At 70.4% G+C, this 21,163-nt stretch carries 21 protein-coding genes; 15 read left to right on the forward strand and 6 right to left on the reverse strand.

All coding sequences use genetic code 11. The annotated features are described in order from the left end of the window. Positions 1 to 25 precede the first annotated feature (25 nt). From ABZ463_RS20700 to ABZ463_RS20730, 7 genes are all read left to right on the forward strand, one after another. Positions 26 to 1,276 (forward strand): MFS transporter, encoded by a 1,251-nt coding sequence (locus tag ABZ463_RS20700; protein ID WP_352010952.1) that lies wholly within the window; start codon positions 26 to 28, stop codon positions 1,274 to 1,276. Positions 1,277 to 1,442: 166 nt separating this feature from the next. After that, complete coding sequence (locus ABZ463_RS20705) at positions 1,443 to 2,606, forward strand: acetoin utilization protein AcuC (protein WP_352010951.1); 1,164 nt, start codon at positions 1,443 to 1,445, stop codon at positions 2,604 to 2,606. Between the two features lie 44 nt (positions 2,607 to 2,650). Next, entirely contained in the window at positions 2,651 to 3,448 is a 798-nt protein-coding gene (locus ABZ463_RS20710) for a phosphatase (RefSeq protein WP_352010950.1), read from the forward strand. A 321-nt stretch (positions 3,449 to 3,769) separates the two neighbouring features. Next, entirely contained in the window at positions 3,770 to 3,973 is a 204-nt protein-coding gene (locus tag ABZ463_RS20715) for a helix-turn-helix domain-containing protein (RefSeq protein ID WP_012887307.1), read from the forward strand. A gap of 296 nt (positions 3,974 to 4,269) precedes the next feature. Beyond that, positions 4,270 to 4,368 carry an AURKAIP1/COX24 domain-containing protein gene (locus ABZ463_RS20720; RefSeq protein ID WP_018654693.1) on the forward strand — a complete coding sequence of 33 codons (99 nt, stop codon included), beginning with the start codon at positions 4,270 to 4,272 and terminating at the stop codon, positions 4,366 to 4,368. Between the two features lie 23 nt (positions 4,369 to 4,391). Beyond that, the gene (locus tag ABZ463_RS20725) at positions 4,392 to 5,396 is read left to right on the forward strand and encodes an NAD-dependent epimerase/dehydratase family protein (protein WP_362778016.1); all 1,005 of its coding nucleotides are present in this window, start codon (positions 4,392 to 4,394) and stop codon (positions 5,394 to 5,396) included. Continuing rightward, the gene (locus ABZ463_RS20730) at positions 5,393 to 6,244 is read left to right on the forward strand and encodes a lysophospholipid acyltransferase family protein (RefSeq protein ID WP_352010948.1); all 852 of its coding nucleotides are present in this window, start codon (positions 5,393 to 5,395) and stop codon (positions 6,242 to 6,244) included. The genes ABZ463_RS20725 and ABZ463_RS20730 overlap by 4 nt, the downstream gene beginning before the upstream one ends. A 38-nt stretch (positions 6,245 to 6,282) precedes the next feature. Here the strand turns inward: ABZ463_RS20730 and ABZ463_RS20735 are convergent, their stop codons facing one another. The 3 genes from ABZ463_RS20735 to ABZ463_RS20745 all read right to left on the reverse strand — a co-directional run bounded on the left by ABZ463_RS20735 (position 6,283) and on the right by ABZ463_RS20745 (position 8,687). Beyond that, entirely contained in the window at positions 6,283 to 7,149 is an 867-nt protein-coding gene (locus ABZ463_RS20735) for an HAD-IB family hydrolase (RefSeq protein ID WP_352010947.1), read from the reverse strand. Positions 7,150 to 7,246: 97 nt separating this feature from the next. Next, positions 7,247 to 7,885, reverse strand: a complete 639-nt coding sequence (locus ABZ463_RS20740; protein ID WP_362778020.1) for a DUF5667 domain-containing protein — start codon at positions 7,883 to 7,885, stop codon at positions 7,247 to 7,249. Positions 7,886 to 8,039: 154 nt separating this feature from the next. Continuing rightward, positions 8,040 to 8,687, reverse strand: coding sequence for a sigma-70 family RNA polymerase sigma factor (locus ABZ463_RS20745; protein WP_362778023.1), 648 nt, complete (start codon positions 8,685 to 8,687; stop codon positions 8,040 to 8,042). A gap of 203 nt (positions 8,688 to 8,890) precedes the next feature. Here ABZ463_RS20745 and ABZ463_RS20750 point away from each other — a divergent pair, with 203 nt between their 5' ends. Further along, positions 8,891 to 10,672, forward strand: coding sequence for an antibiotic biosynthesis monooxygenase (locus ABZ463_RS20750; RefSeq protein WP_352010944.1), 1,782 nt, complete (start codon positions 8,891 to 8,893; stop codon positions 10,670 to 10,672). On the opposite strand, the gene ABZ463_RS20755 is transcribed toward ABZ463_RS20750, so the two are convergent. After that, entirely contained in the window at positions 10,669 to 10,917 is a 249-nt protein-coding gene (locus ABZ463_RS20755; protein WP_184711971.1) for a glutaredoxin family protein, read from the reverse strand. The two genes, ABZ463_RS20750 and ABZ463_RS20755, sit on opposite strands and share 4 nt — an antisense overlap. A gap of 215 nt (positions 10,918 to 11,132) precedes the next feature. On the opposite strand from ABZ463_RS20755, the gene ABZ463_RS20760 reads away from it, so the two are divergent. The 7 genes from ABZ463_RS20760 to hemL all read left to right on the forward strand — a co-directional run bounded on the left by ABZ463_RS20760 (position 11,133) and on the right by hemL (position 19,527). Further along, on the forward strand, positions 11,133 to 11,840 hold the full coding sequence (locus ABZ463_RS20760; RefSeq protein ID WP_352010943.1) for a redox-sensing transcriptional repressor Rex: 708 nt from the start codon (positions 11,133 to 11,135) through the stop codon (positions 11,838 to 11,840). A gap of 70 nt (positions 11,841 to 11,910) precedes the next feature. Continuing rightward, complete coding sequence (locus tag ABZ463_RS20765; RefSeq protein WP_352010942.1) at positions 11,911 to 13,230, forward strand: glutamyl-tRNA reductase; 1,320 nt, start codon at positions 11,911 to 11,913, stop codon at positions 13,228 to 13,230. Further along, on the forward strand, positions 13,227 to 14,147 hold the full coding sequence (gene hemC, locus ABZ463_RS20770) for a hydroxymethylbilane synthase (protein WP_352010941.1): 921 nt from the start codon (positions 13,227 to 13,229) through the stop codon (positions 14,145 to 14,147). The genes ABZ463_RS20765 and hemC overlap by 4 nt, the downstream gene beginning before the upstream one ends. After that, a complete protein-coding gene (locus ABZ463_RS20775) occupies positions 14,144 to 15,724 on the forward strand; it encodes a bifunctional uroporphyrinogen-III C-methyltransferase/uroporphyrinogen-III synthase (protein ID WP_352010940.1) in 1,581 nt (526 codons plus the stop codon). Before hemC ends, ABZ463_RS20775 begins: the two co-directional genes overlap by 4 nt. 141 nt (positions 15,725 to 15,865) lie before the next feature. Then, on the forward strand, positions 15,866 to 16,852 hold the full coding sequence (hemB, locus tag ABZ463_RS20780) for a porphobilinogen synthase (RefSeq protein ID WP_362778029.1): 987 nt from the start codon (positions 15,866 to 15,868) through the stop codon (positions 16,850 to 16,852). Positions 16,853 to 17,054: 202 nt separating this feature from the next. Beyond that, entirely contained in the window at positions 17,055 to 17,693 is a 639-nt protein-coding gene (locus tag ABZ463_RS20785) for a bifunctional DNA primase/polymerase (protein WP_352010938.1), read from the forward strand. A 538-nt stretch (positions 17,694 to 18,231) separates the two neighbouring features. Beyond that, positions 18,232 to 19,527, forward strand: a complete 1,296-nt coding sequence (hemL, locus tag ABZ463_RS20790; protein ID WP_352010937.1) for a glutamate-1-semialdehyde 2,1-aminomutase — start codon at positions 18,232 to 18,234, stop codon at positions 19,525 to 19,527. A gap of 301 nt (positions 19,528 to 19,828) precedes the next feature. Here the strand turns inward: hemL and ABZ463_RS20795 are convergent, their stop codons facing one another. Both ABZ463_RS20795 and ABZ463_RS20800 read right to left on the reverse strand, forming a co-directional pair. Next, positions 19,829 to 20,608 carry a thioredoxin domain-containing protein gene (locus ABZ463_RS20795; RefSeq protein WP_362778032.1) on the reverse strand — a complete coding sequence of 260 codons (780 nt, stop codon included), beginning with the start codon at positions 20,606 to 20,608 and terminating at the stop codon, positions 19,829 to 19,831. Between the two features lie 30 nt (positions 20,609 to 20,638). Continuing rightward, positions 20,639 to 21,121 carry a vitamin K epoxide reductase family protein gene (locus ABZ463_RS20800; RefSeq protein ID WP_362778035.1) on the reverse strand — a complete coding sequence of 161 codons (483 nt, stop codon included), beginning with the start codon at positions 21,119 to 21,121 and terminating at the stop codon, positions 20,639 to 20,641. Between the last annotated feature and the right edge of the window lie 42 nt (positions 21,122 to 21,163).

The following is a 21,163-nucleotide window of genomic DNA, read 5'->3' on the forward strand; positions in this document are numbered from 1 at the left end:
CACGGAAGCCTCGGGGAGTGATGTGATGGGCGGGCAAGCCGTACGAGCCGTCGGCCAGGGGGAACGGGAGAGACCCGCGGTCTGGTCGCGGGGTTTCGGCCTCTTCTTCACCGCCCGTTCGGTCTCCATGCTCGGCAGCGCGATGGTGCCGATCGCGACCGCGCTCGGCGTCGGCGGCCTGGGGTACGGCCCGACCGGCGTCGGGCTGGCACTGGCCGCCTGGATGGCACCGGTCGCGCTGCTGATCCTGTTCGGCGGGGTGTTCGCCGACAGGTTCACCCCGCGCCGCATGATGATCGGCGCGGACGTCGTCAGGGTCGTGACCCAGGCGCTGCTGGCCTCGCTGTTCGTCTTCGGCACCCCCACGCTGTGGCAGGTGCTGGTCATCTCGGCGATCAACGGCGCCGCGGCCGCCATGTACCAGCCCGGCGTCGCCAGCACGATCCCCAGGGTGGCCAGGGACGTGCAGCGGGCCAACGCCACCCTGCGCGTCTCCGAGTCGATCATGATGCTGGTCGGGCCGGGGGTCGCCGGGGCCGTCGCGGGCTTCGTCAACGTCGGGGTGGTCTTCGCGCTCGACGCCGTGGGGTTCGCGATCAGTGCCACCTGCCTGCTCCTGATGCGTCTGCCCCCGGGCTCCCCGGTCGTCGCCGAGGAGTCGATGTGGCGCAACCTGCGCGGCGGCTGGCTGGAGTTCCGGTCCAGGACCTGGATGTGGTCGGTGATCCTGGTCTGGATCATCTTCGGCGCCACCCTGTTCGGCCCGCTGATCCCGCTGGGCTCTGTGCTTATCGGCGGCAGGCTGGGGGACCAGGCGTACGGACTGGTCATGTCGGCCTCGGGCGCGGGCACGATCCTGGGCGGCCTGCTCGCGATGCGGGTGCGTCCCGCCCGCCCGCTGATGGCCGGGGCGATCGGCATGTTCGGCTTCGCGCTCGAACCGCTGACGATCGCGATCGGGGCGCCGCTGGGGGTTCTGATGGCCGGGCACGTGGTCGGCGGCGTCGGCTGGGCGTTCTGGTCGGTCATGTGGGCCACGAGCATCCAGACGCAGGTGCCTCCGGAGGCGCTCAACCGGGTCACCGCCTACGAGGTCGGCGGTTCGACGCTCGCCGTACCGGTCGGGCAGGTGCTCGCCGGGCCTCTCGCCGGGGTGTTCGGCGCGCGGGAGACGCTGGCCGTCTCCGCGGTGGTCGCGGTGTGCGGCTGCGTCTGCCTGCTGCTGGTGCCCGCGGTCAGGAGACTGCGCAGGGTCGCCGAGGTCGTGCCCGCCTGAGGGTCCGAGGCGGGGTGCCTGTCCGAGGGGCCGCCTGGGGGCCGTCAGAGGCCGGATGGGTCTGTGCGTCTGCACGTGCGGTAACGTCGGCCGGGGTGGGGAGATCCGGGGGCGGGGCCGTACCGGAGCGCCCGTTTCTCGCGTCGCGGTCGAACAGGGAGGGCGCATGAGCCGGTCCGTGAGGGTCGTCTGGGACGACGCGCTCACCGGATACGACTTCGGGCCGGGGCATCCGCTCGCGCCCGTGCGGGTCGAGCTGACCATGGCGCTGGCCAGGGAGCTGGGCGTGCTCGACGCCGTCGAGGTGGCCGGTTGTGTGGCCGCGACCGACGACGAGCTGGCGATGGTCCACGGGCGCGGCTACATCGAGGCCGTCAGGCGGGCCTCCGCGGAGGGGCGCCCCGACCGGGCCCACGGGATCGGCACCGAGGACACCCCGGCCTTCGCCGGGATGCACGAGGCCTCCGCGCTGATCACCGGTGCCACCCTCGCCGCGGCCCGCGCCGTGTGGCACGGCGAGGCCGAGCACGCGGTCAACGTCGCCGGCGGGCTGCACCACGCGATGCCCGACGCGGCGAGCGGGTTCTGCGTCTACAACGACCCGGCGGTGGCGATCGCCTGGCTGCTGGCCCAGGGCGCGACCCGGGTGGCCTACGTCGATGTGGACGTGCACCACGGCGACGGGGTCCAGGCCGCCTTCTACGACGACCCCAGGGTGCTGACGATCAGCCTGCACGAGAGCCCCCGCACGCTCTTCCCCGGGACGGGCTTCCCCGACGAGCGCGGGGCGGAGGGGACGGCGGTCAACGTCGCGCTGCCCGCCGGATGCGGGGACATCGGCTGGCTGAGGGCCTTCGGCGCGGTCGTGCCGCCGCTGCTGCGGGAGTTCGCCCCCGAGGTCCTGGTCACCCAGCACGGCTGCGACAGCCACGCGCTGGACCCGCTGGCCCACCTCATGCTCAGCCTGGACGGCCAGCGCGCCGCCTACGCCGCCCTGCACGAGCTGGCGCACGAGACCGCGGGAGGGCGCTGGGTCGTCACCGGCGGCGGAGGATACGAGCTGGTCCGGGTGGTGCCCAGGGCCTGGACCCACCTGATCGCCGAGGTCTCCGGTCACCCGCTCGACCCGGAGACCGAGACGCCTCCCGGCTGGCGGCGGTTCGTCGCCGAGCGCACGGGGGAGACGGCGCCGCTCACGCTGACCGACGGCAGGAACCCGGAATTTCGGGATTTTTCTGCTGGTTATGATCCAGCAGACCCGATCGACAGAGCCATCATGGCGACAAGGAAGGCCATCTTCCCCTTCCACGGACTGGACCCCCTCCCATGACCGTGACGGTGGGAGATCACGCCGAGACAGGAGGGGAAGGACGGATGAGCGACCGGCGGCCGATGACACGTGAGAGCCTCCGCGCGCACCTGGTCCGCACCCGCATCGCCGGGGACGTGGCCACCAGCAGGGAGAACAACCTCGACCACTACCGGGCACTGGCCGAGCGGGAGCCGCGCCACCTGTTCGGGCTGAGGCCGGAGGGCCGCTGGGACGAGCGGGACGTCCTCGAACTGATGGCCAAGTCCGCCGGGGTCGTGGCCGACCCCGACCACCGCGACGGCCAGGACACCATCGACCCCGACCTGACGATCGACGCCGTCGAGGCGATGGGAGACACGATCGCCGGGGCGCTGCGCGTCGGCTCGCCGAGGGTGCTGATCGCCACCGGCCACCCGACCGGGCTGCTGGCCGTGCACCTGGTGCTGGCCGGGCTGCTCAGCAGGCATGGCGCGACGCTGCTCGACCCGGCTGAGGGCTGGTCCCACCGCAGCCCCGCCTCGGGCCGCAAGCACGAGATCCGCTACCTGGGCGGTGTCGCCATGGTCGCGGACCGGGGCAACTTCGCGCACACCCACGACGCGGCCCCCATGGAGGCCATGCTCGCCGAACTCGGCGACGGGCGGCCGGACCTGGTGATCGCCGACCACGGCTGGGCCGGGGCGGCAGGGGAGGCGGGCGTCCTCACGGTCGGTTTCGCCGACAGCAACGACCCCGCGCTCTTCGTCGGCGAGGCCGAGGGGAAGATCGCGGTCACCGTGCCCCTTGACGACAACGTGCTACCGAGGTATTACGCTCCGCTGACGGACCATCTGATCGAGAGAGTCGTACGGGCTCTCTGAGACGGGCGTTGCACGAATCGGCCCGACCCTTACGTGCTTTTCGCGCCTGCATTCCATCTGCCTCGCCACCCGTTTGCCAAATTTTTGGCCGTTGTGGGCGACTCTGAGAAGAGACAGTTGGTCCGTTCCAAGACCAGGGGGAGAGGTGGGTTCCGGCTGCTGGCCAGCGTTTTCTTCCGTTTCGCTGACGTGGGACTGCGAAGACTGAGACAGTGGGGGGTTTGCACACTCGGAGTCCCGTCTTACGCTGACGGCAGTACACGTGCGTGAGCAATGGCACCAGTGGGGATAACCCGGAAACACGTGCGGAAGAGGCGTCCGATGGGTGCAGGCGAAAGACCTCTCAGTGAGGTGAAGTTCCTGACGGTGGCCGAAGTGGCCACTGTCATGAGGGTGTCCAAGATGACGGTGTACCGACTCGTGCATTCGGGCGAGCTGCCGGCCATCCGGGTCGGCCGATCCTTCAGAGTGCCGGAGCAGGCGGTCCACGACTATCTCAGGGACGCCTACATCGAGGCTGGTTGAAGCGGTGCGAGCCCGACGGGTGAGCCCGGCGGCCGGGGTCCTGGGTGACCCGGCCACCGGGTGAGCGAAGACGGGCGAACGGCCGACGGGTTCCGGTCCCCGGGTGAGATCCGGTGACGGGAACCCGGCCTTCGACAAGACGACGGTGGGGTAGCGGCGTGCGCGTCACGCCGTGAGTTCCGGTACCCGGGCTCCCCCCAGGGGGCGATCTACCACGGATCGCCGGTAGTCTGTTGAGCCGGTGTGCTCGCGCGCACCGGTCTGACAAACTCGGCTACCAGCTACCTGGGGGTCCCGTGGGCTCTGTGATCAAGAAGCGCCGTAAGCGCATGGCGAAGAAGAAGCACCGTAAGCTGCTCAAGAAGACCCGCATCCAGCGGCGTAACAAGAAGTAGCGACGCGGATCTGCGAGGCGCCGATGACCCATACCGTGCTTGTCACCGGGGTCTCGCGCCACATCGGCGCCCGAGTGGCGAGCGTTCTCGCGGCTGACCCGGCCATCGACCGGGTCATCGGAGTGGACACGGTGCCGCCGCCCTCGCTCTCACGTGATGGCGGCGTACCTCCCGGCCGGACGGAGTTCGTCCGTGTCGATCTGCGCAGCCCCGACATCGCCCAGGTGATCGCGGCCGCCGACATCGACACTGTGGTCCACATGAGCCTGGTCAGCGCTCCCTCGCGGAGCGGTGGCAGGGCCCTCATGAAAGAGCACAACGTCATCGGCACCATGCAACTGCTCGGTGCCTGTCAGCGGTCCGCGACGGTCCGCCGTGTCGTGATCCGCTCGACCACGGCGGTGTACGGTTCCTCCCCGCACGACCCGGCGGTCTTCGCCGAGGACAGCGATCCCGGCGAGCACCCGGGCCATGGCTACGCCAAGGACGCCTCAGAGGTCGAGGGCTACGTCCGTGGCTTCGCCAGGCGACGCGCGGACGTGGTCGTCTCGACACTCAGGTTCGCCAACTTCATGGGACCGGGCATCGACTCGCCCCTGACGCGTTACCTCACCCAGCCGGTCCTGCCGACCGTGCTCGGTTTCGACCCCCGGCTGCAGTTCGTCCACGAGGACGACGCCGTCGAGGTGCTCAGGCGGATGGCCACCGAGGACCACCCCGGAACGTTCAACGTGGCCGGGGACGGTGTGCTGCTGCTGTCCCAGTGCGCCCGCAGGGCGGGCCTGCCGACGATCCCGCTGCCCTCACCGGCCTTCCGGCTCATGGGCGACCTGGTCAAGGGCACGGGGCTGACCGGCTACTCCGCCGAGCAGGTGCGCCTGATGCGTTACGGACGCGTGGTCGACACCACCAGGCTCGCCGCGGAGCTCGGCTGGCGGCCCAAGTTCTCCACCGCCGCCGCGTTCGAGGACTTCGTCCGTTCGCGGGGCCTGCCCTCCCGGCTTCTCCCGACGGCGGCCGGACGGTGAGCGAGAAGGACGACCGCGTCGCGGGACTGCTGGACTTCCTGCGGCGCCGGGTCTCCGGACAGTACGACGTGGACGAGTTCGGCTTCGACCCCGAGCTCACCGACCGGGTGCTGCTCGAACTCATCCGCCCGCTGTACCGGCACTGGTTCCGCGTCCAGACCGTCGGGATGGACAACGTCCCCGACGACTCCGGCGCCCTGGTCGTGGCCAACCACTCGGGCACCGTCCCGCTCGACGCGCTCATGCTCCAGGTGGCGTTGCACGACGAGCACCCGAGCCACCGCGCCGTACGGCTGCTCGGCGCCGACCTGGTCTACCAGCTCCCCGTGCTCGGGCACCTGTCCCGCAAGACCGGGCACACCCTGGCCTGCCCGGAGGACGCCGACCGCCTGCTGCGCAAGGGCGAACTCGTCGGGGTCTTCCCCGAGGGGTTCAAGGGTGTGGGCAAGCCGTTCTCCGAGCGCTACCGGCTGCAGCGCTTCGGCCGTGGCGGGTTCGTCGCCTCGGCCATCAGGGCGGGGGTGCCGATCATCCCCTGCGCGATCGTGGGGGCCGAGGAGATCTACCCCAAGATCGGCGACCTGCGCTTCCTGGCCAGGGCGTTCGGCCTGCCGTACCTGCCGGTCACGCCGTTCTTCCCCTGGCTCGGCCCGCTCGGGCTGGTGCCGCTGCCGTCCAAGTGGGTGATCGGCTTCGGCGAGCCCATCAGGACCGACGAGTTCGCCCCCTCGGACGCCGACGACCCCATGCTGGTCCTCAACCTCACCGACCAGGTTCGTGAGGTCATCCAGCAGCAGCTGAACGAGCTGCGCCTGCGGCGGGGACACGCCTTCCCGCCGTTCCTCTGACCCTCTCGGGTCACCTGGAACGGGTCATCCGGAGCGGGTCACCTGGAGCGGTAGAAACGGCGCAGGGCGACGGCCGCGGCGACTCCGCCCGCGACCGCCCCGGCGCCCGCGGCGATGGGCAGCCCGATCATGGTCGCCTTACGGCCGGTACGGAAGTCCCTGATGTCCCAGCCGTTCTCCCTGGCGTACTCGCGCAGCTCGGCGTCCGGGTTGACCGCGGTCGCGTGACCGACGAGCGAGAGCAGCGGCAGGTCGTTGGCCGAGTCGCTGTAGGCGGAGCAGCGGTCCAGGTCGAGCCCCTCCCGGCGGGCCAGCGCCCGTACGGCCGCCGCCTTGGCGGGACCGTGGAGCAGGTCGCCGACCAGACGCCCGGTGTAGACGCCGTCCCTGGTCTCGGCGACCGTGCCCAGGGCGCCGGTCAGGCCGAGGCGCTGGGCGATGACCCGGGCCAGCTCGACCGGCGTCGCGGTGACCAGCCAGACCCGTCTGCCGGCGTCCAGGTGGCCCTGGGCGAGGGCGCGGGTGCCCGCCCAGATGCGGTCGGCCATCACCTCGTCGTAGATCTCCTCGCCGAGCCTGACGATCTCCTCGACCTTGCTGCCCGCGACGAACGCCAGCGCGGTCTCCCTGGCCTTGGCGATGTGGTCGGGGTTCTCGTCGCCGCGGACGCGGAAGATGACCTGGCCGAGGGCGAACCTGAGCAGGTCCTTGGTGGTGAACAGGCCGCGCGAGGCCAGCCCCCTGGCGAAGTGGTAGATGGAGGCGCCGCGCATCATCGTGTTGTCGACGTCGAAGAAGGCGGCCGAGGACGGGTCGGGCTCGGCCATCGGCATGGCCACCGCCGCCGCGGCCGCCACCTCTCCGGCCGTCCGAGGTTCGTCCCGCCGTCGTAGTAGCCGCCTCATAGCCCCTCAGCTTAACCGCGCCCGTGCACCGCGCCCGTGCGCCGCTCTCTAGACCCCGTGACAGTCGTCGTGACGCCCTGTGACGTCCTGGTGTGGATCAGTCCCTGGTGACGGGCCGCGAGTCGGGCTGGGTCAGGCCGTCGATGTAGTCGAGGTAGCCGTTGGCCCTGCGGCGGTCCTCCTCGTCCATCTTGGGGAGCATGATCTCGATCTGGTTGCGCTGTTTCTGGACGAAACGCCTGAGCTGCCCGGTGCTCCTGCCGCTGCGGCGCTCGACCCGGGTGAGGGAGGTGACCGCGGAGCGGGTGGTGTCCTCCATGTCCTTGAGGGTCTCGTCGATCAGGCCGCTCTCCCGCTTGGTCGCGCCGAGAAGCTCCTCGACCTCGTGGGCGCGCGTCTCGGCGTAGCCGAAGGAGCGGTCGGCCCGCTCGGCGTCGTCGGTGCTCAGGTGGAACAACGTGCTCTCCGCCGCCCGCTTGAGGGGGTAGAGCGCGTCGCCGGGCATCGACCGGTAGGTCCCCACGCCTCCCGCGACCAGCGCGCCCGCCAACGCCAGGCTCACCAGCTGGGGCACCAGCGCCGTACGGCGCCGCGCCCGCCGGGGGACGTCCGGGACGTCGGCGGCGACGGGCTCGGGGGGCAGGTCCTCCTCGGCGGCGTTCATCAGGCGTTCACGCAGTTCGGCGCGGAACTCGGGCCGGGGGTCGCCGCTCATGTCGGCACCGAGCCGGGACACGCGATCCTGGATGTGTGTCCGCGATCTGTGTGAGATGCCGGGCAGCCACTTACCCATGAACGCTCCCTGCCGCCCCCAGGTCATGATCCGTCTGTGCACTTGCCTAACGACAGCCCCGCGTGCCAGGTTACGCGATCCCCTGCCATCGGTACGGTCAGCCGAGATCCGAGGGCAGCGTACGAGCCAGCGCCCGGATGGCACGGAACTGCAGGGCCTTGATCGCCCCGCTCTTCTTGCCCATGACGAGAGCGGTCTCCGCAAGGGACATGCCGTGCAGGAACCGTAGGACCACGCACTCCTGCTGCTCGGGACCGAGCGCGCGCACCGCGCTGAGCACCCGATCGTTGATCATCGCGGTGACGACGGCGTTCTCCGGGATGTGCGGGCCGTCGAGGGGGACGTCGAACACCTGGGCGGTCGAGACCTCAAGGCGGTATCTGCCCGACTTGAAGTGGTCGGCGACCAGGTTCCTGGCGATGGTCACCAGCCAGGCCCCGAAGTCGCGGCCCTGCCAGGTGAAGTCGGCGATCCGGCGCAGGGCCCTCAGGAAGGTCTCGCTGGTGAGGTCCTCGGCCAGTGGATGGGAGCCGACCCGGAAGTAGACATACCGGTAGACCAGGTCCAGGTAGCGGTCGTAGAGCGTGCCAAAGGCGTCCGTGTCCCCTGTCTTGGCACGCAGAACAAGCCTCCGGAGTTCCTCCGAGGCGTCCTCCTCGCGTGCGGCGAGTTCATTACTGCGGGCAGGCTGGGTCACCCCGGTGGTCGTGGGGAGGGGCCCGGCGAACGGCCACGTGTCTGGCATCCGGTATCCCTTGGGGGAGGGGGCACGGCGTGCTCGAACACTCTAGGAAAACAACCTGAAATTCCACAATCCACTGGGCAATGTCGTGACTGCCGGTAATCGGTCGGTACGGTAGGGCGCCGGTGGTTTTACGTCGGTCCGAGCAGCCCGTCATCAGTTCGGCTACCGGTTAGCGGGTAATGTCCGGCAGCATTGGAGGCACCATGAATCTCCTCGTCGCTGTCATCGCGTTCGCCGGGGCGCTGCTCGCGATCATCGCCACAGTCGCTCTCATCAGCCGTATCCGGGATGAACGCAAGGGATGGCTGATCGCCTGGAGCCTCACGACGGCGACGCTGGGCGTGTCACTCGCAGTAATCGGAACCGGCTGTCTCATTGGATTTGGGGCGACCACATTCCGCGTTTTCCAGCTTTCCGGATCATTGCTCGCCCCGCTCTGGCTGGCCGTCGGAGTGGTCCAGCTCATCGGACGCGGGTCCGCGGGAAGGTTCGCCTCCTGGCTCCTCGGCGTGGCGTTCACCATTGTCGGAACGGTCATCATGATCTCCGACCGGGTGGACCTCGAACAGGAGTTCACCACCAGCCTGCCGCTGGGCAGCCGCCACTGGGACGTCTTCCCGGCCTACCTGCTCTGGGCGGTTCACGCGGGCGCCGCGCTCGTCCTGCTGGGCGCCCTGATCCTCGCGGTGCTGCGCCGCAACGGCGACGACTACGACGCCGACAACCTGCACGCCATGCTCGTGCTCGGCCCCGTGGGCCTGGCCACGATCGGGGCGGTCAGCTTCGCGGTCCCCGGGATGCTCACCATCGTCCTGCTCGCCGTCGCAGGGGCCGCCGTGTGGTACGTCGTGCTGCGCCCGCTGGCGCCGTACGAGGACGAGGACGAGGAGGAACCGGTGGAGGACGCACGACGCGAGACACGGCCCGCGGGCCGCAGGGCCGCGCCGGAGCAGCCGCCCTTCCAGGACGTCCAGGTCGCCGGACGCCGGGCCGTACCCGAGGACTCCGCGCGCCATTCCGGTCTCGGAGACCTGGTGGCCGAATATCGGGCCGGGGAGCGGGAGGCCGACTACGCGGCGCACACACGGCAGGCACCGATTCCGCCGAACGCGCCGCCCGTGGGGAACGAGATGTTCGGCGGGCCCGCGACGGGCATGTTCATGGCGGGCGACTACGCCGCGCCGCCCACCGCGCAGCCCTCTGCGCCCCCCGCCGCACCGCCCCCGGCAGGCGCGTACGGCCCGCAGCCGCAGGGGAACGGCCAGTTCGGCATGACCTCCGGCGGCCCGGCCACCGGTGAGTACGACATCCAGACCAACGAGTACGGCAGGCGCGGCGGCGGCAGGCGCGCCAAACCCGTCGATCCCGCCGTCGGTCCCGGCACGGGCGAGTTCGCCGCCGACCCCCTGTACGGCGGCAGGCACAACAACGGCCTCGCCCCCATGCCCGCCGACCAGGCCTTCGGCGCCCCGCCCGTCCCGCCCGGCGGCCCCGACCTCTCACGGGGCGCGAGGCACGGCCAGGCGCCCGAACAGTCCCAGCCCGGGGTGCCCGCCTTCGGCGCCTACGGCCAGCCGCCCATGGCCGCCCCGGAGACCGGCGTCATGTATCCCGGCGCCGGGCCCGAGCAGGCGGGTGGCGCAGGCCGTCCCTCCCCGGCCATCTTCGGGCTGCTGACCGTGTTCACCCTCCTCGACGGCACCGGGGAGAGGTTCGACCGGCTGGCCGAGGAGACACTTGAGGCCGTCCGCCGCGCCGAGCCGGACACGCTGATCTACGCCTGCCACTCGGTGAAGTCGGCCCCGTTGCAGCGCATCGTCTACGAGCTGTACCGCGACGAGGTGGCCTACGCCGAGCACCAGCGGCAGCCCCACGTCGAGCGCTTCGTCGCCGAGCGGCAGAGCATGGTGCTGGCGACCAACGTGATCGAACTCACGGTCAACGCCGCCAAGGTGATGCCGCTGCCCACGGCGTTCAGGATCTAGCGAGCCAGCGCGGCGCGCAGCCGACCCTCGTCGACCCGCCAGAAGTCGTGCTGGACGCCGTCGATCAGCGTGACCGGGATCATCTCCCAGTACTTCGCCTGGTCCTCCTCGGAGAGCGTGATGTCACGCTCCTCCCACGGAACGCCCAGCTCCGCCGCCACGCGGCCTATCACCGCCCGCGCGTCGTCACACAGGTGACAGCCGGGCTTGCCGTACAGCGTGATGCGGTGGTCCTGCGGTGCCATGTCCGTCACGCTAGCCCAGGGCACGGCCGGTCCGGGAACGTGGGGGACAGGAGAGCAACCTGGGAGTTCTCGTCGTCCCGTTCCGTACCCGACACTGGGAAGACCCACTTTGTGCACCGGTTCACAAAGGGACTAACCTGAAAGACAGTGGCCTCACCTCGTCATCCGTCGCGTCCGGGCCGCGCCGGCCGCCTGTCCCCCTGGAGCTCCGGCACGTGATTCGCCGTCTTTCCCAAGCTCGTGAACGTGGCATTCCCGAGGCGACCGTCGCCCGGTTGCCGCTCTATCTGCGAGCGCTCAACGGCATGGCCGAGCGGGGCCTGGCGACCGTGAGCTCGGAGGACCTGGCCGTCGCCGCCGGAGTGAACTCGGCCAAGCTTCGCAAGGACCTCTCGCATCTGGGCTCGTACGGCACCCGCGGGGTAGGCTACGAGGTCGAGTACCTCATCTACCAGATCTCCCGTGAACTGGGTCTGACCCAGGACTGGGCGGTCGCGATCGTCGGGGTGGGTAACCTCGGGCGCGCGCTCGCCAACTACGGAGGGTTCGTCTCCAGGGGGTTCCGGGTCGCGGCGCTCCTGGACGCCGACCCGGAGGTGGTTGGTGACCACATCGCGGGACTGACCGTCGAGCACGTCGACGAGCTTGAGGCCGTCATCAGGCGGCGGGCCGTGTCGATCGTCGTGCTCGCGACCCCGGGCGCGGCGGCGCAGGAACTGGCCGACCGGGTCATAGCCGCCGGTGTGACGAGCATTCTGAACTTCGCCCCGGTCGTACTCGCTGTACCCGAAGGCGTCGATATCCGTAAAGTCGACCTATCCATTGAACTGCAGATCCTCGCGTTCCACGAACAACGTAAGACGGATCGGATGACTGGGGGGCCCGCGATGGCCGAGGAGTGGCCCGAGGCGGTGGACTTGTGAACGACAGAGCCCGAAGGCACGACGTCTCCCGCGGGGAGACCACGGGTTCACCACGACCCGAGGAGGCCCGGTGAGCGTCCTCGTCGTCGGTCTGAGTCACAGGACCGCCCCCGTCGCACTGCTCGAACAGGTCTCCGTCACCGGTGACGCGCTGGTCAAACTGCTGCACGACGTGCAACAGGACGTCCGGGTCGCGGAGGCCATGGTCGTCTCGACCTGCAACCGGGTCGAGGTCTACGTCACCGTCGACCGCTTCCACGCGGCCGTCAACGCGATCTCCGAGTTGCTCGCCGTCCACTCCGGCGTTCCCATGGAGCGGCTGGCCGGCCACCTGTACGTCCACTACGAGGACCGGGCCGTCGAGCACCTGTTCTCCGTCGGCTCGGGACTCGACTCGATGGTCCTCGGCGAGGGGCAGATCCTCGGCCAGATCCGCTCGGCGCTCAGGCTCGCCCAGGAGCAGGGCACCGTGGGCCCGACGCTCAACGAGCTGGTCCAGCAGGCCCTGCGGGTCGGCAAGCGCTCCCACACCGAGACCGGCATCGACCGGGCGGGCGCCTCCCTCGTCGGCGTCGGCCTCACCCTCGCAGAACGCGCCCTCGGCCCCATCCAGGGCAGGCGCGCCCTGGTCGTCGGCGCGGGCTCGATGAGCGCCCTGTCGGCCGCGACCCTCCAGCGGGCCGGCGTCACCGACATCGTGATCGTCAACCGCACCCACGAGCGCGCCGTACGGCTGGCGCAGACGGTCGGCGGCAGGGCCGCGCGGTTCGACGACCTGACGGCCGAACTGGCCGAGGCCGACCTGGTGATCTCGTGCACCGGCGCGACCGACGTGGTCGTCACCGTCGACATGGTCCCCGCCAGGCGGATGTTCGTGCTGGACCTCGCCCTGCCCCACGACGTCGACCCGGCCGTGCGGAGCCTGCCCGGCGTCACCCTCGTCGACCTGGAGTCGATGCAGGACGGCGACATCGCCGAGACCGACGACGGCGGACGGGCCGAGGCGGTCGCCGCCGTACGAGAGATCGTCACCCGCGAGGTCGCCGCCTACCTGTCGGCCGAGCGCGCCGCGCGGGTCACCCCGACCGTGGTCGCGCTGCGCAGCAAGGCGGCCGACGTGGTCGAGGCCGAACTCGGACGGCTCGCCTCCCGGGTGCCCGGCCTCGACGGACGGGTCCGCGACGAGGTCGCGCAGACGGTCAGGCGCGTGGTCGACAAGCTGCTCCACGAGCCCACCGTGCGTGTCAAACAGCTCGCCGAGTCTCCGGCAGGCGATCATTATGCGGAGGCGCTGCGCGAGCTGTTCAATCTTGACCCGAAGGTGCCCGATGCGGTGAGACGGGTCGATTCGGTGGAAACGGAGACGAACAAGAAGGAGGTGGGCAGATGAGCGACACCGCTTCTCCACTGAGGATGGGGACCCGGCGCAGCCTGATGGCGACGACCCAGTCCGGCCTGGTCGCCGCCCGCCTCACCGAGCTGACCGGCCGCGCCGTCGAACTCGTCGGCGTCACCACCTTCGGCGACGTGACCAAGGCCAACCTCACCCAGCTCGGCGGCACCGGCGTCTTCGTCAGCGCGCTGCGCGACAAGCTCATCGAGGGCGAGATCGACTTCGCGGTCCACTCGCTGAAGGACCTGCCGACCACGCCGGACCCGCGCATCGTCATCGCCGCCATCCCGCCCCGCGACGACCCGAGGGACGCGCTGGTCGGCCCCGCCAAGCTGGCCGACCTGCCGCCGGGCGCCAAGATCGGCACCGGCTCCCCGCGCCGGGTCTCCCAGCTGCGGGTCCTCAGGCCCGACCTGGAGTACGTCCCGATCCGGGGCAACGCGGAGACCCGCATCGGCAAGGTCACCTCCGGTGAGCTGCAGGGCATCGTCCTGGCCGCCGCCGGACTCGGCCGTCTCGGGCGCGAGGCCGAGATCTCCCAGGTCTTCGAGGTCGAGGAGATGCTCCCGGCCCCCGGGCAGGGCGCGCTGGCCGTCGAGTGCCGTGCCGACCGCCCCGACCTCGCCGAGTTCCTGAGCGTGCTCGACGACGCCGCGACACGCGCCGCGGTGACCGCCGAACGCGCGGTGCTCGCCGCACTTGAGGCGGGGTGCTCGGCTCCGGTCGGCGCCTACTCCGCCGAGCGCGGGCACGATCTGTTCCTGACCGCCGCTGTCGTCGCCGTGGACGGCAGCAGAGCGGTACGCAAGTCCGCCGCCGGGACCTCTTCGGCGCCCATGGATCTCGGTCGCGACCTCGCGGCCGAGATGATCGCCGAAGGGGCAGGCACGTTGATAGGGGAGCGAGCACATTGAGCTCCGGAAGTACCACCTTCGAGCGCTCCGCCGGGTTCGTCGCCTTCGTGGGCGCCGGGCCAGGCGATGAGGGCCTGCTCACGCTTCGCGGCGCCGACCTGCTCTCGAAGGCCGACGTCGTCGTGCTCGATCGGGAGCCGTACGGCACGCTGCTGCGCCACTGCCGGGAGAACGTCGAGGTCGTCGACACCGCGAACGAGGAGGCCGTCTCACTACGGGCCGTCAACGCCGCCAAGGCGGGCCGTGACGTCGTGCGCCTGTGCGCGGGCGACCCGATGTTCTTCTCCGCGATCACCGACGAGGTCGCGGCCTGCGCCAAGGCCGAGGTGGACTTCGAGATCGTCCCCGGCGTGCCGGCGGCGACCGCCGTCCTCACCTACGCGGGCATTCCCGCCGCGGTCTCCGTGCCCGAGTTCCGTGTCGTGGACGCCACCCAGGTCGACGACTGGTCGGCGCACGCGACCGGCGCGGGAACCCTGGTGATCTACAACGGGCTCTCCCAGGCCGCCGCGATCGGCAAGGCACTGATCGCCGCGGGCCGTCCCGACTCGACACAGGTCGCGATCAGCGGCTCGGGCACCACCACCGAGCAGTACACCGTGGTGACGACCCTCGGCCGGATCGCGCCCGACCTCAAGCACGCCGGGATGACCGAACCCGCGCTGATCGTGGTCGGCGAGGCCGTCGGCATGCGGGAACGCCTGTCGTGGTTCGAGACCAAGCCGCTGTTCGGCTGGCGGGTGCTCGTGCCCAGGACCAAGGAGCAGTCGGCCGGGCTCGTCGAACAGCTGCGCTCCTACGGCGCGGTGCCCGAGGAGGTCCCCACGATCTCCGTCGAGCCGCCCCGGACCCCGCAGCAGATGGACCGGGCGATCAAGGGCCTGGTCACAGGCCGTTACGAGTGGGTGGCCTTCACCAGCGCCAACGCCGTCAAGGCCGTCAGGGAGAAGTTCGAGGAGTACGGCCTCGACGCCAGGGCCTTCGCCGGGCTCAAGGTCGCCGCCGTCGGCGAGGCCACCGCGCGGGCCCTGGTGAGCTTCGGCGTCAAGCCCGACCTGATGCCCTCGGGGGAGCAGTCGTCCGAGGGACTGGTCGCCGAGTGGCCGCCGTACGACTCGATGCTCGACCCGATCAACCGGGTCCTGCTGCCCCGCGCGGACATCGCCACCGAGACCCTGGTCGCCGGGCTGACCGAACTCGGCTGGGAGTGCGACGACGTCACCGCCTACCGGACGGTCAGGGCGGCGCCGCCGCCCGCGCCGACCCGGGAGGCGATCAAGAGCGGCGGCTTCGACGCGGTGATGTTCACCTCGTCGAGCACCGTGCGCAACCTCGTGGGCATCGCGGGCAAGCCGCACAACGTCACGGTCATCGCCGTGATCGGCCCGCAGACCGCCAAGACCGCCGAGGAGTTCGGGCTCAGGGTGGACGTCATGGCCGACAAGCCCTCCGCCTCCGCTCTCGCCTCGGCACTGGCGGAGTACGGCGCCAAGCAGCGCCAGGCGGCCGTCGCCGCGGGAGACGTCCCCCGCAGGCCCTCCCAGACCAGACGAGGGGCCAGGCGCCGCGCCAAGTAGCCTGGAGGACGGTAGGCACGGGTGCCGCGCGGCAGGAGGTCGGCGCGTCGGCACCCGGGAAGACGTTGGACAAACCGAATACGTCCCCCGGCTCCTCTCACCCTCCGTGGTGCCCGTGTGCCGGGGGGAGGGGGAGACATCATGACCGCCCAGTTCCCTGTCGCGCGCCCACGCAGGCTCCGCCGTACGGCGGCGATGCGCCGGATGTCAGCGGGCACCCGGCTGCATCCCGCGGAGCTGGTGCTGCCGGTGTTCGTCAAGGAGGGCATCGACGAGCCCAGCCCTGTGACCTCCATGCCCGGCGTCCTGCAGCACACCCGCGACTCCCTGCTCAAGGCCGCCAACGAGGCCGCGCAGGCGGGCGTCGGCGGCCTGATCCTGTTCGGCGTGCCCGAGGTCAAGGACGCCAGGGGCTCGGCCGGCGACGACCCCGAGGGCATCGTCCAGCGCGCGGTCGCCGACGTGGTCGCCGAGGTCGGCGACGCGCTGGTCGTGATGACCGACACCTGCCTGGACGAGTTCACCGACCACGGCCACTGCGGCATCCTGACCCCCGGCGGGGAGGTCGACAACGACGCCACCCTGGAGCGCTACGCCGCCGTCGCGGTCGCCCAGGCCAGGGCCGGATCCCAGGTCATCGCGCCCAGCGGCATGATGGACGGCCAGGTCGCCGCGATCCGCGCCGCGCTGGACGCCGACGGCTTCCAGGAGATCCCCATCCTGGGCTACTCCGTCAAGTACGCCTCGGCGTTCTACGGCCCCTTCAGGGAGGCCGCCGAGTGCGCGCCGCAGTTCGGCGACCGCAACGCCTACCAGCAGGACCCCGCGGGTCCGATCGGTGAGGCGCTGCGCGAGGTGCGCCTCGACCTCCAGGAGGGGGCCGACGCCGTCATGGTCAAGCCCGCCCTCGCCTACCTCGACATCCTGCGCCAGATCCGCGACCTGGTGGACGTCCCGGTGGCCGCCTACCAGGTCAGCGGCGAGTACTCCATGATCGAGGCCGCCGCGGCGAACGGCTGGATCGACCGGGACCGCGCCATCATGGAGTCCCTGATCGCGATCCGCAGGGCCGGGGCGGACATGATCCTCACCTACTGGGCGACCGAGGTGGCCAGGAAGCTCGGCTGACCTGGTGTGACGACAGGCACGTGGTGAGAACCGGGGGTTTGTCATTCGCACATGGGGTCTGTGCGTTAGAGTGCGAGGACCGGTGCGGATGTGTCCCAGGTGGTGTAGACCCTGGCTGTCTGACTTCTTTCGCTGATCGACCGAACACGGGCATGTCATCGCATCCGAAGGCACGCGGGACGCGCGGACGACGGAGGACACGATGGTGGGGGTACCGCTGACTCGTCGGGGCAAACGACGCGCTCATCCGAAGCAGACGGTCGCCTCCGTGCTGGAGTACGCCGCCCTCGGCTGGGCGAGCTGTCCCGGGGCGCGGCCCCTGAACAGCGGTTCCCGCGCCTGCTCGTGCGACCGCATCGGCTGCCCGGACGCCGGTGCCCACCCGCTCTCCCGCGCCTGGCAGATGCAGGCGACCACCGACCCCGCCCTGCTGAGCCACTGGTGGCAACGTGACCCGGAGGCGAACGTGATCCTCCCCACGGGCAGGGTCTTCGACGTCTTCGACGTGCCGCTCGCCGCGGGCCTGACCGCCTTCGCGAACATGGACTCCGCCGGAACCGCCCAGGGCCCGGTCGCCGCCAACGGTGACCGGGTCCTGTTCTATGTGGCCACCCGCAACACCTCCGACGACGAGGACGAGTGGTGGTCCTGCTCCCTCGACTATGGCCCCTCGACCATCGAGGAGATGCCCGGACTACGGTGGCACTGCCGCGACAGCTACGTCATGGCACCGCCCTCCCTGCTGCCGACAGGCAAACCCGCCACCTGGCTCCGCCCCCCGGACGGGCGACCGCTGCCTGACCCGCTGGTCGTGCTGGAAAAGCTGGCCGATACCTGCTGATGGCGATGCGTCTCTTTGCTCCGCCTGGCGGCGTCGCGGGCTTGGGCGCTTTCGGGTCGGTGCTGTGTTTCTTTGCGACGCCTGGCGGCGTCGCGGGTTCGGGCGCTTCGGGCCGGTGCTTTCCCTCGTCTCTGCGTCGCTTCGCTCCTGCGTTCCTCAGTCCAAGCACCGGCGCGCCCGAACCGAAACTCCTCACGCTTGGCGCCGGTGAAGCACAAGATCAAACTCTTCACGCCCGAGGTTGGCGCGCCCGAATCATGCCTCTTTGATCCGCCTGGCGGCGGTAAGGCACAGGCCGGAACTCTTCACGCACCGCGCCGGACGGTCGGGGTGAAGCCCTGCACTTCTGGCATAGGGGCTTTTCGCGCTGGTTGCCGAGGGCAGGGTCTCTGCACGCTGAGTAATTGTGGTGTCCGGAGCGGACCCCTATCCGGCCAAGGACGGTGCTCCTACCGTGGCCTTTCGCAGGTTGAGGCCAGGGGCGGGGGTTGGGATGCCCTGGGGTGGGGGCTGGGCCTGTCGTGGTTACGCTGGGGGCGTGAGCCTTACTGAGAAGTCCGAGGACCTGTTCGCCCGTGCCCGCGAGATCGTCCCTGGAGGGGTGAACTCTCCCGTCCGCGCCTTCGGCGCCGTCGGTGGTACGCCCCGGTTCATGGCCTCGGGGCAGGGGCCGTACATCACCGACGTGGACGGTAACCGCTACGTCGACCTGGTGTGCTCCTGGGGGCCCATGATCCTTGGGCACCGGCACCCGGCCGTGGTCGAGGCCCTGCAGGAGGCGCTCGCGGCCGGGACCTCGTTCGGTACGGCCACGCCCGGCGAGGTCGAACTCGCCGAGGAGATCGTCTCCCTCGTCGAGCCCGTGGAGAAGGTCCGCCTCGTCAGCTCGGGCACCGAGGCCACGATGTCGGCCGTACGGCTGGCGCGGGGGTTCACCGGCCGGGCGAAGATCGTCAAGTTCGCCGGCTGTTACCACGGCCACGTGGACGCGCTGCTCGCCTCCGCCGGGTCGGGACTGGTCACCTTCGGGCTGCCCGACACCCCCGGTGTCACCGGAGCGTCGGCCGCCGACACGGTCGTGCTGCCGTACAACTCGGTCGAGGCCGTCACCGAGGCCTTCCGGGAGTTCGGCGACGAGATCGCGTGCGTGATCACCGAGGCGTGCCCGGCCAACATGGGCGTCGTCCCTCCGCTGGACGGCTTCAACGCCAAGCTGCGTGAGCTGTGCACCGCCCACGGCGCCCTGCTGATCCTCGACGAGGTGCTCACCGGCTTCCGGGTCTCCGAAGCCGGGTGGTACGGCCTCGACCCGGTCGAGGCCGACCTGATGACCTTCGGCAAGGTCATGGGTGGTGGTCTGCCCGCCGCCGCCTTCGGTGGTCGTGCCGACGTGATGGCCAATCTCGCTCCCGAGGGGCCGGTCTACCAGGCGGGCACCCTGTCGGGGAACCCGCTGGCCTGCGCGGCGGGCCTGGCCACCCTGCGTTCCTGCGACGAGGAGGTCTACGACCGGGTCGACGCCGCCGCCCTGATCATCGGCCGTGCCGCCTCCGACGCCCTGGCCGCGGCCGGGGTGCCGCACCGCCTGCAGCGTGCGGGCAGCCTGTTCTCCATCTTCTTCACCGAGGACCAGGTCACCGACTTCGCCGGTGCGCAGACCCAGAACACCGCCGCCTACCGGGCGTTCTTCCACGCCATGCTCGACCAGGGCGTCTATCTGCCTCCCTCGGCGTACGAGGCGTGGTTCCTCTCCTCCGCCCATGACGAGGAGGCCCTCTCCCAGGTGGTCGAAGCCCTCCCCGCAGCCGCCAAAGCCGCAGCCCAGGCCTTCTGAACCGTCGCTCGGACCTGCCGACCCGAAACACCTCGGCCTGGGTGTGCCCCGCACCCAGGCTGAGAGGCGCCCTGGGTGCCCCGACGCCAAGCCTGAAGAGCTCCGCCCCGGACGCCCCGGCGCCAGAAGTGAAGAGTTTGGTCTTGTGCTTTACCGGTGCTGTGTGTGAGGGGTTTTCGGTTCGGGTGCGCCGGTGCTTGGACTGAGGAACGCAGGAGCGTAGCGACGGAGTGACGAGGGAAAGCGCCGGCTCGAAGCGCCCGGACCCGCGACGCCGAAGGCGGCGCAAAGAGACACAACATTATTTCGAGCTCAGGATCTGCTCCAAGCTCTCAGGAGCGGAGAGGAGTTCGTTGACCTGTTCGGCGGTCAGGTCCTTGCCGTTGAGGCGGAGGGTCGGGGTGCTGTTGACCTTCTGCTTCTGGGCGTATTCGGTGGCCTTGTCGACGTCGGCCCCCATCTCCAGGCCGGTGACGCACTTGTCGAACCCGGCGTCGTAGAAACCGAGGTCCCGGGCCCAGTTGAGCAGGTCCTTGTTCTCGAAGCCGTTCTGCCCCTCGACCGGCTGGTTGGCGTACAGCGTCTTGGCGTAGGAGGCCCACTTGTCGGGCGGGGTGCACAGGGCGGCGTTGGCGCCGCGCCGGGAGACCGACGGTACGGGTTCGGGGTGGGCGGGGGCCTGGAAGAGCTGGAACGGCCGGAAGATCACCCGGGCCTTGCCCTCGGCGGCGGCCTTGTAGATCGCGTCGCCGGCGGTGTCCTCAAGCTTCTTGCAGAAGGGGCACTGGAAGTCCTCGAAGATCTCCAGGGTGGGGGCGGTGACGCCCTCCTTGGCCATGAGGATCGAGCCGTCCTCCTGGCGTGTGGTCGGAGCCAGCGGCCCGGTGTAGGCGACGGCCTTCTGGTTGCTCTGACCGGCGTTGTTCTGCGCCACGACGACCGCGACCACGATGACCGCCGCGGCGGCTATGCCACCGAGGATGCCCAGCAGCAGTTTCCGCTGCCTGTCCTTGGCGGCCTGCAGCCTGCGCTCCTCGGCGACGCGCTCCCTGGCCGACTGCCGCCGGGCGTTCTTGCTCATGAGGACTCCTCATCGATATCGCTGCGGCGGTCAGACCGGCTGGCCCGCCCGCCGGTATTCGTCGGTCACGACGCATCCGAAAAGCGCCACGGTTATCACGTGTACGGCCGTGCACCACAGGCAGATCTTGCCGAGGACGAGCAGTTCGGCGCTCACCAGGTAGACCACGAAGAGCACGCCGACGATCACGCTGCCGAGCCGTACCCAGCGGATGAGGGGGGAGGTCGAGCGCCAGGCCCACGGGGTGGTCAGCACCGTGATCGCGGCGAAGAACAGCAGGCCGAGCACGGGTACCGGGATGCCCAGCAGTTCGGAGTAACTGCTCGACGTCACCGAGGCGCAGTCGATCGTGGAGTTCTCCGCGCACACGAGGGGCACCGCGGTGTCGTAGTGGGCGAGGGTCAGGTAGGCCGAGACCGCCAGGCCCATGACGCTCAGCAGGATCGTCGCGACGAGGAACCAGCGCGGCCGTTCCGGTGCTCGACCGGGGTGCGGGTGAACGTCTGTGGCCATGGGGTTTCCTATGGGGGTTCCAGCTTCGCGTCGCCGTGCGGG

The sequence above is a fragment of the Streptosporangium sp. NPDC020145 genome (genome assembly GCF_040631275.1).
In the GTDB taxonomy this organism is placed as follows: Bacteria; Actinomycetota; Actinomycetes; order Streptosporangiales; family Streptosporangiaceae; genus Streptosporangium.

Bases quoted from the DNA above. Each gene is read 5' to 3' on its own strand.
- ABZ463_RS20795 (WP_362778032.1), bottom strand. From the start codon at position 20,608: ATGAGCAAGAACGCCCGGCGGCAGTCGGCCAGGGAGCGCGTCGCCGAG.
- ABZ463_RS20800 (WP_362778035.1), bottom strand. From the start codon at position 21,121: ATGGCCACAGACGTTCACCCGCACCCCGGTCGAGCACCGGAACGGCCG.
- ABZ463_RS20715 (WP_012887307.1), top strand. From the start codon at position 3,770: ATGGGTGCAGGCGAAAGACCTCTCAGTGAGGTGAAGTTCCTGACGGTG.
- ABZ463_RS20750 (WP_352010944.1), top strand. From the start codon at position 8,891: ATGAATCTCCTCGTCGCTGTCATCGCGTTCGCCGGGGCGCTGCTCGCG.
- ABZ463_RS20710 (WP_352010950.1), top strand. From the start codon at position 2,651: ATGAGCGACCGGCGGCCGATGACACGTGAGAGCCTCCGCGCGCACCTG.
- ABZ463_RS20745 (WP_362778023.1), bottom strand. From the start codon at position 8,687: ATGCCAGACACGTGGCCGTTCGCCGGGCCCCTCCCCACGACCACCGGG.
- ABZ463_RS20700 (WP_352010952.1), top strand. From the start codon at position 26: ATGGGCGGGCAAGCCGTACGAGCCGTCGGCCAGGGGGAACGGGAGAGA.
- ABZ463_RS20705 (WP_352010951.1), top strand. From the start codon at position 1,443: ATGAGCCGGTCCGTGAGGGTCGTCTGGGACGACGCGCTCACCGGATAC.
- hemB (WP_362778029.1), top strand. From the start codon at position 15,866: ATGACCGCCCAGTTCCCTGTCGCGCGCCCACGCAGGCTCCGCCGTACG.
- ABZ463_RS20735 (WP_352010947.1), bottom strand. From the start codon at position 7,149: ATGAGGCGGCTACTACGACGGCGGGACGAACCTCGGACGGCCGGAGAG.
- hemC (WP_352010941.1), top strand. From the start codon at position 13,227: ATGAGCGACACCGCTTCTCCACTGAGGATGGGGACCCGGCGCAGCCTG.
- ABZ463_RS20725 (WP_362778016.1), top strand. From the start codon at position 4,392: ATGACCCATACCGTGCTTGTCACCGGGGTCTCGCGCCACATCGGCGCC.
- ABZ463_RS20785 (WP_352010938.1), top strand. From the start codon at position 17,055: ATGGTGGGGGTACCGCTGACTCGTCGGGGCAAACGACGCGCTCATCCG.
- ABZ463_RS20755 (WP_184711971.1), bottom strand. From the start codon at position 10,917: ATGGCACCGCAGGACCACCGCATCACGCTGTACGGCAAGCCCGGCTGT.